Origin of the sequence: Variovorax sucrosi, assembly GCF_051216635.1 — a bacterium.
GTDB lineage: Bacteria > Pseudomonadota > Gammaproteobacteria > Burkholderiales > Burkholderiaceae_C > Variovorax.
Map to the genome: position 1 here is coordinate 195,967 of NZ_JBPJZU010000008.1, position 15,868 is coordinate 211,834.

Annotated in this window: 17 protein-coding genes; 11 read left to right on the forward strand and 6 right to left on the reverse strand. The window is 67.6% G+C overall.

Annotated elements, in window-relative coordinates; all coding sequences use genetic code 11:
* Nucleotides 1–4 precede the first annotated feature (4 nt).
* Genes ribH through ACSFBE_RS17225 form a run of 8 tightly spaced genes read left to right on the forward strand, consistent with a single transcriptional unit; the run spans nt 5 to nt 5,695 of the window.
* Complete coding sequence (gene ribH / locus ACSFBE_RS17190; protein ID WP_435491617.1) at nt 5–469, forward strand: 6,7-dimethyl-8-ribityllumazine synthase; 465 nt, start codon at nt 5–7, stop codon at nt 467–469.
* Nucleotides 466–1,005 (forward strand): transcription antitermination factor NusB, encoded by a 540-nt coding sequence (gene nusB, locus ACSFBE_RS17195; protein WP_435491618.1) that lies wholly within the window; start codon nt 466–468, stop codon nt 1,003–1,005. Before ribH ends, nusB begins: the two co-directional genes overlap by 4 nt.
* On the forward strand, nt 1,002–2,186 hold the full coding sequence (locus ACSFBE_RS17200; protein ID WP_435491619.1) for a pyridoxal phosphate-dependent aminotransferase: 1,185 nt from the start codon (nt 1,002–1,004) through the stop codon (nt 2,184–2,186). The genes nusB and ACSFBE_RS17200 overlap by 4 nt, the downstream gene beginning before the upstream one ends.
* Nucleotides 2,183–2,620 carry a tol-pal system-associated acyl-CoA thioesterase gene (gene ybgC, locus ACSFBE_RS17205; protein ID WP_435491620.1) on the forward strand — a complete coding sequence of 146 codons (438 nt, stop codon included), beginning with the start codon at nt 2,183–2,185 and terminating at the stop codon, nt 2,618–2,620. Before ACSFBE_RS17200 ends, ybgC begins: the two co-directional genes overlap by 4 nt.
* Nucleotides 2,617–3,333: a protein TolQ gene (tolQ, locus tag ACSFBE_RS17210; protein WP_435491621.1), complete on the forward strand. Its 717-nt coding sequence runs from the start codon at nt 2,617–2,619 to the stop codon at nt 3,331–3,333. Before ybgC ends, tolQ begins: the two co-directional genes overlap by 4 nt.
* A gap of 24 nt (nt 3,334–3,357) precedes the next feature.
* The gene (locus tag ACSFBE_RS17215; protein ID WP_435491622.1) at nt 3,358–3,795 is read left to right on the forward strand and encodes an ExbD/TolR family protein; all 438 of its coding nucleotides are present in this window, start codon (nt 3,358–3,360) and stop codon (nt 3,793–3,795) included.
* A gap of 2 nt (nt 3,796–3,797) precedes the next feature.
* Nucleotides 3,798–4,775 carry a cell envelope integrity protein TolA gene (gene tolA / locus ACSFBE_RS17220; protein ID WP_435491623.1) on the forward strand — a complete coding sequence of 326 codons (978 nt, stop codon included), beginning with the start codon at nt 3,798–3,800 and terminating at the stop codon, nt 4,773–4,775.
* Between the two features lie 47 nt (nt 4,776–4,822).
* Nucleotides 4,823–5,695: a cupin-like domain-containing protein gene (locus ACSFBE_RS17225; protein ID WP_435491624.1), complete on the forward strand. Its 873-nt coding sequence runs from the start codon at nt 4,823–4,825 to the stop codon at nt 5,693–5,695.
* A 30-nt stretch (nt 5,696–5,725) separates the two neighbouring features.
* Here ACSFBE_RS17225 and dnaE read toward each other — a convergent pair whose 3' ends face one another.
* A complete protein-coding gene (gene dnaE / locus ACSFBE_RS17230; RefSeq protein WP_435491625.1) occupies nt 5,726–9,250 on the reverse strand; it encodes a DNA polymerase III subunit alpha in 3,525 nt (1,174 codons plus the stop codon).
* 253 nt (nt 9,251–9,503) lie between these two features.
* On the opposite strand from dnaE, the gene ACSFBE_RS17235 reads away from it, so the two are divergent.
* Nucleotides 9,504–9,938: a hypothetical protein gene (locus ACSFBE_RS17235; RefSeq protein WP_435491626.1), complete on the forward strand. Its 435-nt coding sequence runs from the start codon at nt 9,504–9,506 to the stop codon at nt 9,936–9,938.
* Nucleotides 9,939–9,961: 23 nt separating this feature from the next.
* Here the strand turns inward: ACSFBE_RS17235 and ACSFBE_RS17240 are convergent, their stop codons facing one another.
* On the reverse strand, nt 9,962–11,014 hold the full coding sequence (locus tag ACSFBE_RS17240; RefSeq protein WP_435491627.1) for an Ldh family oxidoreductase: 1,053 nt from the start codon (nt 11,012–11,014) through the stop codon (nt 9,962–9,964).
* Between the two features lie 148 nt (nt 11,015–11,162).
* Here ACSFBE_RS17240 and ACSFBE_RS17245 point away from each other — a divergent pair, with 148 nt between their 5' ends.
* Nucleotides 11,163–11,948, forward strand: coding sequence for a sulfurtransferase (locus ACSFBE_RS17245; RefSeq protein ID WP_435491628.1), 786 nt, complete (start codon nt 11,163–11,165; stop codon nt 11,946–11,948).
* Nucleotides 11,949–11,958: 10 nt separating this feature from the next.
* Here ACSFBE_RS17245 and ACSFBE_RS17250 read toward each other — a convergent pair whose 3' ends face one another.
* The 4 genes from ACSFBE_RS17250 to ACSFBE_RS17265 all read right to left on the reverse strand — a co-directional run bounded on the left by ACSFBE_RS17250 (nt 11,959) and on the right by ACSFBE_RS17265 (nt 14,749).
* The gene (locus ACSFBE_RS17250; protein WP_435491629.1) at nt 11,959–12,876 is read right to left on the reverse strand and encodes a pirin family protein; all 918 of its coding nucleotides are present in this window, start codon (nt 12,874–12,876) and stop codon (nt 11,959–11,961) included.
* A 41-nt stretch (nt 12,877–12,917) separates the two neighbouring features.
* Nucleotides 12,918–13,472: a flavodoxin family protein gene (locus ACSFBE_RS17255; RefSeq protein WP_435491630.1), complete on the reverse strand. Its 555-nt coding sequence runs from the start codon at nt 13,470–13,472 to the stop codon at nt 12,918–12,920.
* A gap of 40 nt (nt 13,473–13,512) precedes the next feature.
* Nucleotides 13,513–13,950, reverse strand: coding sequence for a DoxX family protein (locus ACSFBE_RS17260; protein WP_435491631.1), 438 nt, complete (start codon nt 13,948–13,950; stop codon nt 13,513–13,515).
* 97 nt (nt 13,951–14,047) lie between these two features.
* Entirely contained in the window at nt 14,048–14,749 is a 702-nt protein-coding gene (locus ACSFBE_RS17265; protein ID WP_435491632.1) for a pirin family protein, read from the reverse strand.
* Between the two features lie 143 nt (nt 14,750–14,892).
* On the opposite strand from ACSFBE_RS17265, the gene ACSFBE_RS17270 reads away from it, so the two are divergent.
* A complete protein-coding gene (locus tag ACSFBE_RS17270) occupies nt 14,893–15,846 on the forward strand; it encodes a LysR family transcriptional regulator (protein WP_435491633.1) in 954 nt (317 codons plus the stop codon).
* Nucleotides 15,847–15,868 lie beyond the last annotated feature (22 nt).

Consider the following 15,868-nt stretch of genomic DNA (forward strand, 5'->3'; position numbering starts at 1 on the left):
TTCCATGCTTCATGCAAACAAGGGCGCCGAAGCGCCGCTCGACGGCAACGGCCTGCGCATCGGCATCGTGCAGGCGCGCTTCAACGCCGATATCACCGATGCGCTGACCTCGGCTTGCCTGGCCGAACTGAGGGCGCTGGGAGTGGCGGAAGGCGACGTCGACCATGTGCAGGTGCCCGGCGCACTCGAAGTGCCGGTCGCGTTGCAGGCCCTGGCGCGGCGCGGCGGCTACCATGCGCTGGTCGCGCTCGGCTGCATCATCCGCGGCGAAACCTACCACTTCGAACTGGTGGCCAACGAGTCCGGCGCCAGCGTCAGCCGCGTCGCGCTCGACACCCACCTGCCGATCGCCAATGCGATCCTCACCACCGAAAACCTCGAGCAGGCCGTCGCGCGCCAGACCGACAAGGGCCGCGATGCCGCCCGGGTCGCCGTCGAGATGGCCCGGCTGCTGGCCACGCTGAAATGACCGAAAACATCCCCAAAGAACCGGGCGCAGGCAAGCCGCGCCAAAGCCGCACCGGCCTGACCGCCACCGGTGCGCGCAAGGCCGCTGCCAAGTCCAACCGCAGCCGCTCGCGCGAATTCGCGCTGCAGGCGCTCTACCAGCACCTGGTCGGCCGCAATGATGCAACCGACATCGACCATTTCACCCGCGACCTCGCCGGCTTCCACAAGGCCGATGCGGCGCACTACGACGCGTTGCTGCACGGCTCGATCCGCGAAGAGGCCGAACTCGACGCGATGATCGTGCCGCTGCTCGACCGCAAGCTGGCCGAGATTTCGCCGGTGGAACATGCCGTGATGTGGATCGGCGTCTACGAGTTCAAGCACTGCCTCGACGTGCCATGGCGCGTGGTGCTCAACGAATGCATCGAGCTCGCCAAGGAGTTCGGCGGCACCGACGGCCACAAGTACGTCAACGCCGTGCTCAACGGCCTGGCCCCGCAGCTGCGCAGCCTGGAGGTCGAAGCGGATCGCGCGTCGGGGAAGGCGCGCGCATGAGGATCTCTTCGCGCGCCGAAAAGATCGAACCCTTCTATGTGATGGAGGTCGCCAAGGCGGCCAGTGCGCTGGCGCGCGAGGTCGCCGCCACCGACCGCCCGATGATCTTCCTGAACATCGGCGAGCCGGACTTCACCGCCCCGCCGCTGGTGCAGGAAGCCGCCGTGCGTGCGGTGCGCGCCGGCGCCACGCAATACACGCAGGCGACGGGGCTCGACCTGCTGCGCGAACGCATCAGCGACTGGTACCGCCAGCGCTTCGGCGTCGAGGTGCCGGCCCGACGCATCGTCATCACCGCCGGCGCATCCGCCGCGCTGCAGCTGGCCTGCCTGGCGCTGATCGAGGCCGGCGACGAGATCCTGCTGCCCGACCCGAGTTACCCCTGCAACCGCCACTTCGTGACCGCGGCCGAAGGCACCGCCGTGCTGGTGCCGACCACCGCCGCCGAGCGTTTCCAGCTGAGCGCCGACAAGGTCGAGGCCGCCTGGACCGACAAGACGCGCGGCGTGCTGCTGGCGTCGCCGTCCAACCCCACCGGCACCTCGATCGCGCCCGACGAGCTGCGCCGCATCCACCAGGTGGTGTCCAAGCGCGGCGGCATCACGCTGATCGACGAGATCTACCTCGGCCTCTCGTACGACGACCGGTTCGGCCAGACCGCGCTCGCCATCGACGACCAGGTCATCAGCATCAACAGCTTCAGCAAGTACTTCAACATGACCGGCTGGCGCCTCGGCTGGCTGGTGGCGCCCGACGCGCTGGTGCCGGCGGTCGAGCGGCTCGCGCAGAACCTGTTCATCTGCGCGAGCACCGTCGCGCAGTACGCGGCGCTCGCCTGCTTCGAGCCCGAGAGCATCGCGGAGTACGAACGCCGCCGCGCCGAATTCAAGGCGCGGCGCGACTGGTTCATCCCGCAACTGAACGCCCTGGGGCTGAACGTGCCCGTGGTGCCCGACGGCGCCTTCTACGCCTGGGCCGACTGCTCGGCCTTCGCCCGCAAGCTGGGCATCGAAGGCAGCTGGGACTTCGCCTTCGAGGTGATGAAGCGCGCGCACGTGGCGGTCACGCCGGGTCGCGACTTCGGCACGGCCGAGACCGCGCGCTTCGTCCGCTTCTCGACCGCCAGCTCGATGGCGCACCTCGAAGAGGCGATTGCGCGGTTCAAGACGCTGGCCGGATGAGCTTCCAGTTCCCGATCCGCGTCTACTGGGAGGACACCGATGCCGGCGGCATCGTGTTCTATGCCAACTACCTGAAGTTCATGGAGCGCGCGCGCACCGAATGGCTGCGCTCGCTGGGCATCGGCCAGCAGGCGCTGCGCGAACGAAGCGGCGGCATGTTCGTGGTGAGCGAGACGCAGCTCAAGTACCACCGGCCGGCCCGCCTCGACGATGAACTGCTTGTTACGGCCGATCTGCGTCAGATCGGCGCCGCGTCGGCCACAATCGCGCAGCGCGTGCTCTCCAAGGACGAGCCGACCCTGCTGCTGTGCGAAGGCACGATCCGCATCGGCTGGGTCGCTGCCGCGAACTTGCGGCCTTCGCGCATTCCTGCCGATGTCGCGGGAACCCTCGAGCGCGAATGCAGCTCCATCTCCCAACCGTTGAAGCCATGAACAACCAAGACCTTTCGATCATCAACCTTCTGCTGCACGCCAGCTTCGTCGTGCAACTGGTCGTGGCGCTGCTGGTCGGCATCTCGATCGCAAGCTGGGCCGCCATCATCCGCAAGTACTTCGCGCTCAAGCGCATGCGCTCGCTCAACGACGACTTCGAGCGCGAATTCTGGTCGGGCACCAGCCTGAACGAACTGTTCTCGTCGGCCGCCCAGAATGCCAAGTTCGCCGGCCCGATGGAACGCATCTTCGCGTCCGGCATGCGCGAGTACCAGAAGCTTCGCGAGCGCCAGATTTCGGATGCGCCCACCCTGCTCGACGGCGCCCGCCGCGCCATGCGCGCCAGCTTCCAGCGCGAGATGGACATGGCCGAATCGAACCTCTCCTTCCTGGCGACGGTCGGCTCGGTGTCGCCCTACGTCGGCCTGTTCGGCACGGTCTGGGGGATCATGCATGCCTTCACCGGCCTGGCCGCGCTCGCGCAGGTGACGCTCGCCACCGTCGCGCCTGGCATCGCCGAAGCGCTGGTGGCCACGGCCATCGGCCTGTTCTCCGCCATCCCGGCGGTGGTGAGCTACAACCGCTTCGCCCGCGAGATCGACAAGATCGCCATCGCCCTGGAGACTTTCACCGAAGAGTTCTCCAACATCCTGCAGCGCAACCTGTCGACCCGGCCAGGCGTCGCGCCGCAATCCCCGGCCGCCGGCCGCTGAGCGAACCCAGAACGGACCGAACCCATGCCCGGCGTTTCCTCCCGCGGCCGCGGCCGCCGAACGATCAACGAGATCAACATGGTCCCGTTCATCGACGTGATGCTGGTGCTGTTGATCATCTTCATGGTCACCGCACCGCTCATCACGCCCAGCGTGATCAACCTGCCCAGCGTCGACCGCGCCAACAAGCAACCCGACAAGCCGATCGAAATCGTCATCAAAACCGACGACGAGATCCAGGTCAAGAAGGACCCGTCGACCGGGTCGGGCGGCAGCAACGTGCCCTTCACGCAGATCGGCAAGGCCGTGATCGCGGCGCAAGGCGGCGACGCCCAGCGGCCGGTGGTCATCAGCGCCGACAAGACCGTCAAGTACGAGACGGTCGTCAAGGCGATGAACGAGCTCAAGCGGGCCGGCGTCGAACGCGTCGGCCTGTCGGTCACGACCACGGGCGCGAAGTAAGGATGTCGCTCGCCGCCGACCGTCCCGAGTTCGCGCCGCCGCCGCAACGCGGCACCCCGCGCGCCGTGGCCCTGGCGCTGGTGGCGCACGTTGCCCTGATCGCGGCCCTGACCTGGGGCGTGCACTGGAAGCGCGAGGCCGAGAACGACGCCGTCGAGGCGGAACTCTGGTCCACCACCGTGCAGCAGGCTGCGCCGCGCCTGTCGCAGCCGCCGACGCCCACACCGGCGCCGGCACCCACGCCCGCCCCACCGCCGCCCCCCCCGCCCCCACCGCCGGCTCCTCAGGTCCGCGCACCCGAGCCGCCGCCGGCCCCGCGCCAGCCGGATATCGCGCTCGAGCGCGAGAAGAAGCTCAAGGAACAGAAGGAACGCGAGCGCGAACTGGAGCAGGCGAAGCAACAGCAACAGAAGCTCGATGCGGCACGCAAGGCTGCGCAGGAGAAGAAGGAACTCGAGGCCAAGCGCCGCGCCGAGGAAGAAGCCGAGGATCGGCAGGAAGCCAAGGAGAAGGCCCAGGCCGAAGCCCGCCGCAATAAGGAAGCCGAAGCCAAGCAGCAGCAGGCCGACGCGGCCAAGAAGAAGGAAGCCGAGTCGAAGCAGGCCGCGGCTGACCGCGCGGCCACGCTCAAGCGCATGCAGGGCCTTGCGGGCGCCACCGGCGCCGATGACGCGAAGGGCAGCGCGTTGCGATCTTCCGGTCCGTCGGGCGGCTATGGCGGCAAGGTTGCGGCCGCTGTGCGGCCAAATGTCGTATTTCCCGATGCAGATTTGGTCAGCGGCAATCCCGGCGCCGAGTTCGATCTGAAAATGGCGCCCGACGGCACGATTGTCGGCACGCCGAGGTTGGTGAAATCCAGTGGTCTGCCGGCGTGGGACGAAGCGGCGCTCCGCGCGCTGCAGAAGACCGAAAAGCTGCCGCGTGACGTCGACGGCACCGTTCCTGGCTCCCTCATCGTCACGCTTCGACCGAAACGCTGAGTTCCCCAGCACCCGGCCACCCATTGCTTGTTTGGAAAGAGCGACCCATGAAGTGTTTCGACGACGCCACCGACTTCAACCGCCTTGACCGGCACGCTTTCAAGTTTCAGCACAAGCTGATGGGACACCCCGCGCTGACCCTCCACAACCTCTCGAACGTCCTGCCCGCGCTGAGCAAGCAGGATGTGTTCTTCTCCGAAGGGTTGTTCAAGAACGGGGATGACTTCGAGGGCAAGCTCTGCGGCGAGATGCCGCAGCGCAACCGCCCGATCGAGGAAATCATCGAGAACATCCGGGTGTCGGATTCGTACGTGATGGTCAACGGCCCCGAGAAGCATCCCTCCTTCAAGGAACTCTATGCCGAGCTGGTGGACGACATTTCCCATGTCATCCGCAAGCACAACCGCGGCCATCAGGCCATCGATCCGCGCCTGTACCTGTTCATCGCCTCCCCGAACAGCGTCACGCCCTTCCATATCGACCGCTACGCCAGCTTTCTGATGCAGTTCCGCGGCACCAAGGAGGTGACGGTATCCCCGCAGTGGGACGAACGAATCGTCAGCCCGGAACACCGGGAAGACTACGTCGCCTACGGCAAGACCAAGCTGCCCTGGCGCGAAGAGCACGATGTGGCCTCGACCACCTTTTCGTTCAAGCCCGGGGAGACGATCCATACGCCTTTCACCGCAGGGCACCATGTGCGAAACGGCAGCGACGACATCTCGATCTCGCTGTCGATCTTCTTCAACACACGGCAGAACCTGGCGTGGCGGCAGGCACTGCTCTTCAATCATCGGGTGCGACCGCTGATGCACCGGGTGGGCATGGTGCCCGTGCCGGTGGGTCGCCAGGCCTGGCGCGACACCTCGAAGTCGCACTTGCTCCGGGCCGTTCAGCGGGTCCGACGCATTCTTCGCTGAAACGGCGGCTTCCCACCGCTTGCGCGTTCGTCAGTCGTAGATGACGGCCGCCTTGCCGGCCTCGGCCTGCGCCGTCCAACTGGCGAGCGCGGCATCGGTGGGGAAGAACTTGGCGTTCTCCCCGAGTTGCAGTTCCACCTGCGCCCCATTGCGCGCCAGCGAGAGGCGCACCGGCAAGCCATTGCGCAGCTCCCCCGCTTCGCTCACCTCCACGCGCGGCGGGAAATCCTTGATCAGACGCGCGATGTCCGGCGCCTTGCCGTTCACCGCCACCCGCAGGAACTTGCCGAAGCGGCAGCGCGCCGCCGCCAGGTCCCACACCTGCTGCACCTGGAAGCGCGCTTCGAAGCCGCCGCGGCCCGGCTGCAGCCGCCCGCTGACGATGACGAGTTCGTCGTCCTTCAGCGTGTTGCGGTTGGCGTCCAGCACGTTCTGGTCGGCGGTCGCCTCGATCGAATCGGACTTGTCGTCGAGCTTGAAAATGGCCAGCCGCCCCCGCTGCCCGTTGATGACCCGCAGGTCGCTCACGATGCCGGCGATGACCTGCTGTTCGCGGCTGTCCATCAGCTCGTCGATCGGCCGCTTGCAGAAACGCCGCACTTCGTGCGCCACCTCGTCGAACAGGTGGCCCGACAGGTAGAAGCCAACAGCGGTCTTCTCATAGGTCAGCCGCTCTTTCACGCCCCAGGGCGTGGCCTCGACCAGGTCGGGCTCCTGCGTGGCCGACCCGTGTTCGCAGTCGCCGAAGATGTCGACCTGCGCGGCGTTGGCGTCGGTGGCCGCCGCGAAATCGAAGGCGCGGTCGATCGATGCGACCAGCGAGGCCCGGTTCTGCTGGATGGCGTCGAAGGCGCCGGCCTTGATCAGCGCTTCCACCGTGCGCTTGTTGATGCGCTGGCGGTCGATGCGCACGCAGAAGTTGTAGAGGCTGGTGAAGGGGCCGCCCCCGCTACCGGAGAGGCCACCCTCTTCGCGGGCCTTGACGATGGCCTCCACCGCCAGTTGCCCGGTGCCCTTGACCGCACCGAGGCCGTAGCGGATCACCTTGTCGGTGACTGGCTCGAAGCGGTAGTTGCCACGATTCACGTCCGGCGGCTCGAAGGTCATGCCGAAGTTCTTGACCGCGTCTTCGAACAGCACCTTGAGCTTGTCGGTGTCGTCCATTTCCACGGTCATGTTCGCGCAGTAGAACTCCGCCGTGTAGTGGACCTTCAGCCAGCCCGTGTGGTACGCCAGCAGCGAGTACGCGGCCGCGTGCGACTTGTTGAAGCCGTACCCCGCGAACTTCTCCATCAGGTCGAAGATTTCGTCGGCCTTCGCCTGGACGATGCCGTGGGTCGCCAGCGCACCGGCGCGGAACTTCTCGCGGTGCTCGGCCATTTCCTCGGCCTTCTTCTTGCCCATTGCACGGCGCAGCAGGTCGGCGCCGCCCAGGCTGTAGCCGCCCAGGATCTGCGCGGTCTGCATCACCTGTTCCTGATAGACCATGATCCCGTAGGTCTCGGACAGCATCTCGGCCACGGCCGGGTGCGGATACTCCACCTCTTCGCGGCCGTGCTTGCGCGCCACGAAGCTGGGGATCAGGTCCATCGGGCCCGGCCGGTACAGCGCGTTGAGCGCGATCAGGTCTTCCAGCCGGGTCGGCCGCGCGTCCTTCAGCATGCCCTGCATGCCGCGTGATTCGAACTGGAACACGGCCTCGGTCTTGCCATCCGAGAACAGCCGGTAGGTCGGCACGTCATCGAGCTTGATGTTCTCGAAAGCGAAGTCTTCCTGCCCCTTGTGGCGCTTCGCGATGAATTCCCGCGCGATCTCCAGGATGGTCAGCGTGGCCAGGCCCAGGAAGTCGAACTTCACCAGGCCCACCGCCTCCACGTCGTCCTTGTCGTACTGGCTCACGGCCGAGTCGCTGCCCGGCTGCTGGTAGAGCGGCGTGAAGTCGGTCAGCTTGCCCGGCGCGATCAGCACGCCGCCGGCGTGCATGCCGATGTTGCGGGTCATGCCTTCGAGCTTCTGCGCCAGCTCGACCAGCATCCGCACTTCCTCTTCCTTCTCGATGCGCGCGGCAAGCAGCGGCTCGGCGGCGATCGCGTACTTCTCCTTGTCGGCTTCCGACAGATTGGGCGGCGGGTACTGGATCGTCACCGGCTTGCCCGGCTTGTTCGGGATCAGCTTGCTGATGCCGTCGCAGAACATGTAGCTCATGTCCAGCACGCGGCCCACGTCGCGGATGGCGGCGCGCGCGGCCATCGTGCCGAAGGTGGCGATCTGGCTGACGGCGTCGCGGCCGTATTTGTCCTTCACGTAGTCGATCACGCGGTCGCGGTTGCCCTGGCAGAAGTCGATGTCGAAGTCGGGCATCGACACCCGCTCCGGGTTCAGGAAGCGTTCGAACAGCAGGTTGTACTCGAGCGGGTCGAGGTCGGTGATCTTCAGCGCATAGGCCACCAGCGAACCCGCACCCGAGCCGCGGCCCGGCCCCACCGGACAGCCGTTCTTCTTGGCCCAGTTGATGAAGTCGCCCACGATCAGGAAGTAGCCTGGAAAGCCCATCTTCAGGATCGTGTTGATCTCGAATTCGAGCCGTTCAACGTAGCGGGGCCGCTCGGCATCGCGCTTCTTCTCGTCGGGGTAAAGATGGGCCAGGCGCGCTTCCAGGCCCTCGAACGACGCCACCCGGAAGTACTCCTCGATCGGCATGCCGTTGGGCGTCGGGAAGTTGGGCAACTGCGGCTTGCCCAGCACCAGCGTCAGGTTGCAGCGCTTGGCGATCTCCACCGTGTTGGCGATGGCGCTCGGCACGTCGGCGAACAACGCCTCCATCTCGGCAGCCGACTTGAAGTACTGCTCGCGGGTGAATCTGCGTACACGGCGCGGATTGCCGAGGATTTCGCCCTCGGAGATGCACACGCGTGCTTCGTGCGCCTCGAAATCGTCGGGCTTGGCGAACTGCACCGGGTGCGTCGCGACCACCGGCAGCTTGAGCCGGGCGGCCAGTTGCACCGCCGCAATCACATGCGGCTCGTCCTCGGGGCGGCCGGCGCGCTGCAGCTCGATGTAGAAGCGGTGCGGAAACAGGCCGGCCAGCTGCAGCGCCACTTCGGCCGCGCGCTCGGCCTGGCCTTGCAGCAGCGGCGCGCCGAGCGGCCCGGCCTGGGCGCCCGACAAGGCGATCAGCCCGCCGTTGAGTTCCTGCAGCCAGGCCAGCTTGCAGGCCGCCTGGGCTTGGCCGCGGCCGACGTTCTGCGTCCAGGCGCGCGCCAGCAGCTCCGACAGGTGCAGGTAGCCCTCGGTGTTCTGGACCAGCAGGACCAGGCGGGTGAGCGCGCCGGGCTCGGTGCCCAGGCCATCGACGAAGATTTCCGCGCCCAGCACGGGCTTGACACCGGCGCCGCGCGCTTCCTTGTAGAACTTGACGCCGCCGAACAGATTGTTCAGGTCGGTGATGGCCAGCGCGGGCTGGCGGTCGGCCTTGGCGGCCGCGACGACTTCGTCGATTCGGTTGGTCCCGTCGACGACGGAAAATTCGGTGTGGAGACGCAGATGCACGAACATCGCGTGATTGTAGGAAGCCGGCTGCCCAAGCGGCGTGCGCCGGCCTGTGTTAGAGCGGTGCTTCCGCAGCGCGGCGTCGCCATTTCGCATCGATCGACGCGCGATACCCCCGGGGGCCGTGAACTTATGCCGAAGGAGGGCGGCACGCCCCGAGAAAGCCATCCAGAATCACCGACACGCCGAGGCATTTTCTCGGCGCTGCGATGCGAAAGGCGCTGCAAGTCGGCGCCGTTCAACCCACCAGGAACAGGCGATGCTCGTACGGTGCTATTGGCTGCTGCGAACCTTCGCACTCCACGTCGGTGCCGCCCTGGCGGTGTGCATCGCGATGCACACGCTCCTGCGCACCGCAGACGACACCTCCGCACCGGTGCTGGGGCTCGAGTTGCTCGGTATCGGCTGCACCGCGGTGCTGGCTTTCGTCTATGGGCTGTTCTGCGCGCACGGCGATCCGAAGTCCGTTGCGTTCCTGCTGATGCGGGAGAACACCGCCGAATGCGCCGCCATCGTCTGGGCCCTCTTCGGCGGGCTGACGGTCTGGGCCGCGCTCTACGACCCGATGGCCCTGCCGCTCACTGCGGCAGCGGCGCTGGCCGCGCTCAGCTGGTGGCGTCTCGCACGCAAGACGCACAACCTGGCCGACCACGCGGTCAGAACCGGTTTCGCCATCACGACCGGAGGCTTCTGAAAGCGTTCGGTGCGCGGCGCCGATCAGGCTGCGCCGTCGATGCCCAGCCGCGCCGCCAGGTCCGCCAGCGCCTTCCAGCTCCCCTCCCCCAGTTCGATGTGCGTCGCATGCCGCTCACGGTTGCGCGCCTCGTACTCGCCCGGGTACTGCACGCCCTCGCCGCCGGGCTGCGGCGGACACGACAGCAGGTAGTCGATGAAGGCGCCAGCCTCGTGCGCTTGCCAGGCCGGCGTGCCGGTCGACGCGGGATCGAACACCAGGGCGAACAGGTTGTTGGTGGCCAGGCCGGCGCGCGGGTTCTCGGGCTGGATCGTGCCGCCACCCGACAGCACACCGGCCAGCAGTTCGGCTACCACCCCCAGCGCGTAGCCCTTGTGCGCACCGAAGGGCAACAGCGCACCGGGCGGCTGGGCGAACATCACTGCGGGGTCGCTGGTCGGCTGCCCCTGCGCGTCGATCAGCGCGCCCGCCGGCGCCGACTCGCCGGCGTCGGCCAGCACGCGCGCCTTGTTGAACGCGATGGCGCTGGTCGCCATGTCGACGATCAGCGGTGGCCGGCCGTTCGGCAGCGGGGCGGCGAAGCACAGCGGGTTGGTGGTAAGCCGCGCCTCGGCGCCGCCGAAAGGCGCGACCATCGGCGGCCGGTTGGTCACGTTGGTGAAGGCAGCCAGCACCATGCCGGCAGCGGCCACCTGCTCGCCGTAGTGGCCCATGCGCCCCAGGTGGTGGCTGTCGCGCAGGGTCACGATGCAGTGCCCGTGGCTGCGCGCTGCCTCGATGGCAGCGGCCATCACCTGCTTGCCCACATGCTGGCCGAAGCCGTGGTGCCCGTGCCAGGCCTGGAAGGCGCCGCGGCCGATCAGTAGCTCGGGTCGCGCCGCGCCGTCGAGCTGGCCATCGGCCAACGCCTTGGCGTAGCCCGGCAAGATCGAGATGCCGTGGCTCGCGTAGCCCACGCGGTCGGATTCGATCAGGTGCTCGGCCACGTCGCCCGCGATGTCGTCGGGCACCTGTTGCTTGCGCAGGAGCTGCTCGACCAGGCGGAGGGCGTCGGGGATGGCGAGGCGGATGCTCATGCGGGGGTTCCGTGAAAAGAAAGGCGGAGGCTGTCGAACGGTCGAGCCGCATGCTAGGCCGATCGATCGCGCCTTGGCTTGCGCCGCGTCAAACCGAAGGGCATTGCCCCCGCGGCCGACGGGCGCGCGCACTTTTACAATCGCCCTCGTGCTTCCCATCCTCAACATCGCCGCTTATCTCTTCAGCGCCATCGAAGACCCCGCCACCCTGCGCACCACGCTGCTCGACACTGCCCGGGCGCGGCAGCTCATGGGCACGATCCTCGTGGCGCCCGAAGGCATCAATCTCTTTCTCGCTGGCGCACCGGACGAGGTTCGCGGCTTCGTCGCAGAACTGCGTGCCGACCCGCGCTTCGCCACGCTCGAAACCAAGGAAAGCTGGTCGGCCGCGCAGCCCTTCCGCCGCATGCTGGTGAAGGTCAAGCGCGAGATCATCCGCATGGACCATCCGGCGATCCAGCCCGCGGCCGGCCGCGCGCCGGGGGTCGAGGCCGCCACGCTCAAGCGCTGGCTCGACCAGGGGCACGACGACGTGGGCCAGCCGATCGCCCTGCTCGACACGCGCAACGCCTTCGAGGTCGACCACGGCACCTTCGAAGGCGCCATCGACTGGCGCATCTCCAAGTTCACCGAATTCCCGCCGGCCCTGCTGGCGCACAAGGACCAGCTGGCCGGCAAAACGGTGGTGAGCTTTTGCACCGGCGGCATCCGCTGCGAGAAGGCAGCGATCCTGATGCGCGAGGCCGGCGTCGAGAACGTGCTGCAGCTCGAAGGCGGCATCCTCAAATACTTCGAGGAAGTCGGCGGTGCGCACTACCGCGGCGACTGCTTCGTGTTCGACGGCCGCCGCACGCTGGCGCCCGACCTGAGCGCGACCGGCAACGCCACGAGTGCGCGGGCCGCCGAAGACCCGGACCTGGCCCGCAAGGCCTGAGCGCGCCGGGTCAGACCGGCGTGGTCCCCGCGTCCGGCGTCGGACTCTGCACCTTGAACGGGTGGCCCGGCAACGGGATGAATTCTGTTTCGCCGGGCACCTGGCCCATGCGCTGGGCGGCCCAGTCGTCGCCAGCCTGCAGGATGCGTTCGCGCCGGCTGGAAACGAAGTTCCAGGTGATGAAGCGCGGGCCGTCGAGCGGCGCCCCGCCGACCACCACCAGCCGTACGGCGTCCGCGGCCGTCAGCGTGGCTCCCTGCCCGTCCGGCAACGCCACCATCGTGTGCTCGTCGATCGGCGTGCCGTCGATGGCGAGGCTGCCGTCCACGACATAGATGGCGAGTTCGGCCGCCAGCGCTGGCAGCACGAAGGTCGACCCGGCCTGCATGGCGACATCGAGATAGACCGTGGGCGCGAAGGTCTTGACTGGCGAGGCCATGCCGAAGGCCTCGCCGATCAGCACGCGCACCTGCGCGCCTTGCTCGTCGCGCTCGGGGATCGAACTCGACGCCGTGTGCGCGAAGCTGGGCTCGACCTCCTCGAAGGCCTGCGGCAGCGCGGCCCACAGCTGCAGACCATGGTTGACGTACGTGTCGCTCAGCAGCCGCTCGGGCTTGCGCTCGGAATGCACGATGCCGCGCCCGGCGGTCATCCAGTTGATGGCACCGGGCAGGATCTCCTGCACGCTGCCCAGGCTGTCGCGATGCATCATCGCGCCCTCGAACAGATAGGTGACCGTGGCCAGCCCGATGTGCGGATGCGGCCGCACGTCGTGCTGGTTGCCCGGCGTCTCGGTGGCCGGGCCGAAGTGGTCGAAAAACACGAAGGGCCCCACCGAACGTCGCTTCGCGGCCGGCAGCAGGCGCCGGACCTTGAAGCCACCACCGAGATCCTTGTCGTTGGGCTGGAGGACGAGCAGTTCGTTCATCGTGGGGCGCCGCGGCTCGGGGCCGCGCATCGGGGTGTGGATCAGCCGTGCAGCTTAGCCGCGATGGCGGCCACGCGCGCGCCGTAGAGCTTCGCGGTGTCGAGGTCGCCCTGCGGCACTTCGGCGGCGCTGGCGTCCGACGGCGACTGCACCAGCAGGCCGACCGAGCCGCCCAGGTTGTTCACGTCGTTGCGCGTGGCGGCCTTGGTGTTGGCCGGCGGCAGACCCAGGCTGACCCACAGGCCGCCATGCTGCGACGCCAGCGTGTTCAGGTACTGCAGCGTGACCTGCTTGTCGCCGCTGAAGCTGGCGCTGTTGGTGAAGCCGCCGAACACCTTGTCCTGCCAGCCGCGGGTGAACCAGACCTTGGACGAGGCGTCCGCGAACTTCTTGAACTGCCAGCTGGCGCCGCCCATGTAGGTGGGCGAGCCGAAGATGATGGCGTTGGCCGCGTTGAGCGTTTCCCAGCCGCCTTCGGGCAGGTTGCCGTCGGCATCGATGGTGATCAGCTCGGCGCCCGCGCCGTCGGCGACGGCCTGTGCGACGCGCTGCGTGTGGCCGTAGCCGGAATGAAAGACGATGGCGATCTTGGACATGGTGTGTGTTTCTTTCGTCAGGGATTCAAGGGGTCCGCGCTCAGCGCTTGTCGACGCTCAGGCGGCCAGGACCGAAGGCCCAGACGGTGAGCAGGCCGCCGACCACTGCGATGTTCTTGAAGAACATGAGCTGGTTGACGAAGGCCTTGTCGGCCGGCATGGCCCAGTAGTTGTGGAAGGCGAAGGTGGCGACCAGCGTGAACAGCGCGATGCCCAGGGCGGCCCAGCGCGTCTTGAAGCCGACCAGCAGCATGATGCCGAGGCCGAGTTCGACCAGGATGGCCAGCGCGGCAGCAACTTGCGGCAGCGGCAGGCCGACCGAACCGATGTAGCCGACGGTGCCGGCAAAGCCCATGAGCTTGCCGAAGCCGGCCGGAATGAACAACGCGGCGATCAGCACGCGCCCGATCAGGGCGACGACATCCTGGCGGCCGGTGGTGGTAACGCCTGCGGCGCGGTTGGTGGTGATGGTGGACATGGAAGACTCCTCGGTGGATTGAAAAAAGACAACAGAAACCGCTGCCCGAAGGCAGCCGAACAGAAGAAGCCGCCGCCCAAGGGCAGCGGCGGGAACATCAGGCGGCGAGGTCGAACACAAGCACTTCGGCGTCGTTGCCGGCGGTCAGCGCAAGCTGCGTCTCGCCTTCGATCATCGCGGCGTCGCCGGTCGCAAGCTTCGCGCCATTGACCTCAAGCTCGCCACGCACCAGGTGCACGTAGCTCTTGCGCGTCGGGTCGAGCGGCAGCGATGCCTTCTCGTCACCGTCGAGCAGCCCTGCGTAGAGCCTGGCGTCGGCATGCACCGTCACCGAGCCGTCGCTGCCGTCCGGCGACGCCACCAGGCGCAGGCGACCGCGCTTGTCGGCCGCGTCGAACTGCTTTTGCTCGTAGCCGGGCTCGATGCCCTTCACGTTCGGCTGGATCCAGATCTGCAGGAAGTGCGTGGTCTCGTCGGCCTTGTGGTTGAACTCGCTGTGCATCACGCCGCGGCCCGCACTCATGCGCTGCACGTCGCCGGGCGGAATGCTTTCGACATTGCCCATGCTGTCCTTGTGCGCCAGTTCGCCCGACAGCACGTAGCTGATGATCTCCATGTCCTTGTGGCCGTGGGTGCCGAAACCCGCACCGGCCGCGACGCGGTCTTCATTGATCACACGCAGGTTGCCGTAGCCCATGTGGGCCGGGTCGTAGTAGCCGGCGAAAGAGAAGCTGTGAAAGGACTTGAGCCAGCCGTGATCGGCGTAGCCACGTTCCTGTGATTTGCGAATCGTCAACATCGTTGAACTCCTTGGCCCCTCGGGGCCCTTCGGTTGCCGCGCCGTATGCGCAGCGGATGAAGTGAACTTTAGGGCGTCGTGGACCGTATAAAGCCGCCTGGATTTGATGGCATCATTCGATTTTTTTGAATGAAAGATTCGCCATGCCCAGCGCCCGCGACGTGCTGACCCCCGACGCCCTCGCCATGCTCCAGACGGTGGTGCGCGCGGGCAGCTTCGCCGGCGCCGCGCGCGCGATGGACATGGTGCCCAGCGCCCTGAGCTACCGGGTGCGGCAGATCGAGGACGCCCTGGACGTGTTGCTGTTCGACCGCAGCGCGCGCCAGGCACGGCTCACAGAAGCGGGTGCCGAGCTGCTGCGCGAAGCCCCGCGGCTGCTAGCCGATCTGGAGGCGGTGGCAAACCGCGTGAAGCGCGTGGCCACCGGCTGGGAACCGCTCTTCACCATCGCGATGGACAGCGTGATCGCCCGCGACCCGATGCTCGACCTGGTCGGCGCTTTCTATGCGCTGGAACCGCCGACGCGCCTGAAGCTGCGCGACGAAACACTGCTCGGCACCATCGAAGCGCTGGCCAGTGGCGAGGCCGACTTGGCCGTGGGCTCGGTGCTCGACGCGCAAAGCCTCGGCTTCACCGCGCCCGGCATCCGCACCCGGCCGCTCGGCGAACTGCGCTTTGTCTATGCGGTGGCGCCGCACCACCCGCTCGCCCGGCTGCCGCAGCCGCTGAGCGACGCCACGCTGCGCAACTACCGCGCCGTGGCCGCAGCCGACTCCTCGCGTGCCGGGCCGACGATGAACGTCAACCTGATCGGCGGGCAGGACGTGCTCACCGTGCCCACGATGCAGGCCAAGCTGGCCGCCCAGCTGCACGGCCTGGGCAGCGGCTTCCTGCCGGAGGCGCTGGCGCGGCCCTACATCGAGGCCGGCCACCTGGTCGAGCTGCAGACCGAACGCGTACGACCGGTGGGCCAGATGCACCTGGCCTGGCGGGTGCGCTCCGCGGCCCGACCAGGCCGGGCGCTCGAATGGTGGCTCGCGCAGTTCGAGCACGAAGGCACGCGCCGCGCACTGCTCGAGCAACACCGGGGCCGCTGAAAGCCGATGTAGAGTCGACGGC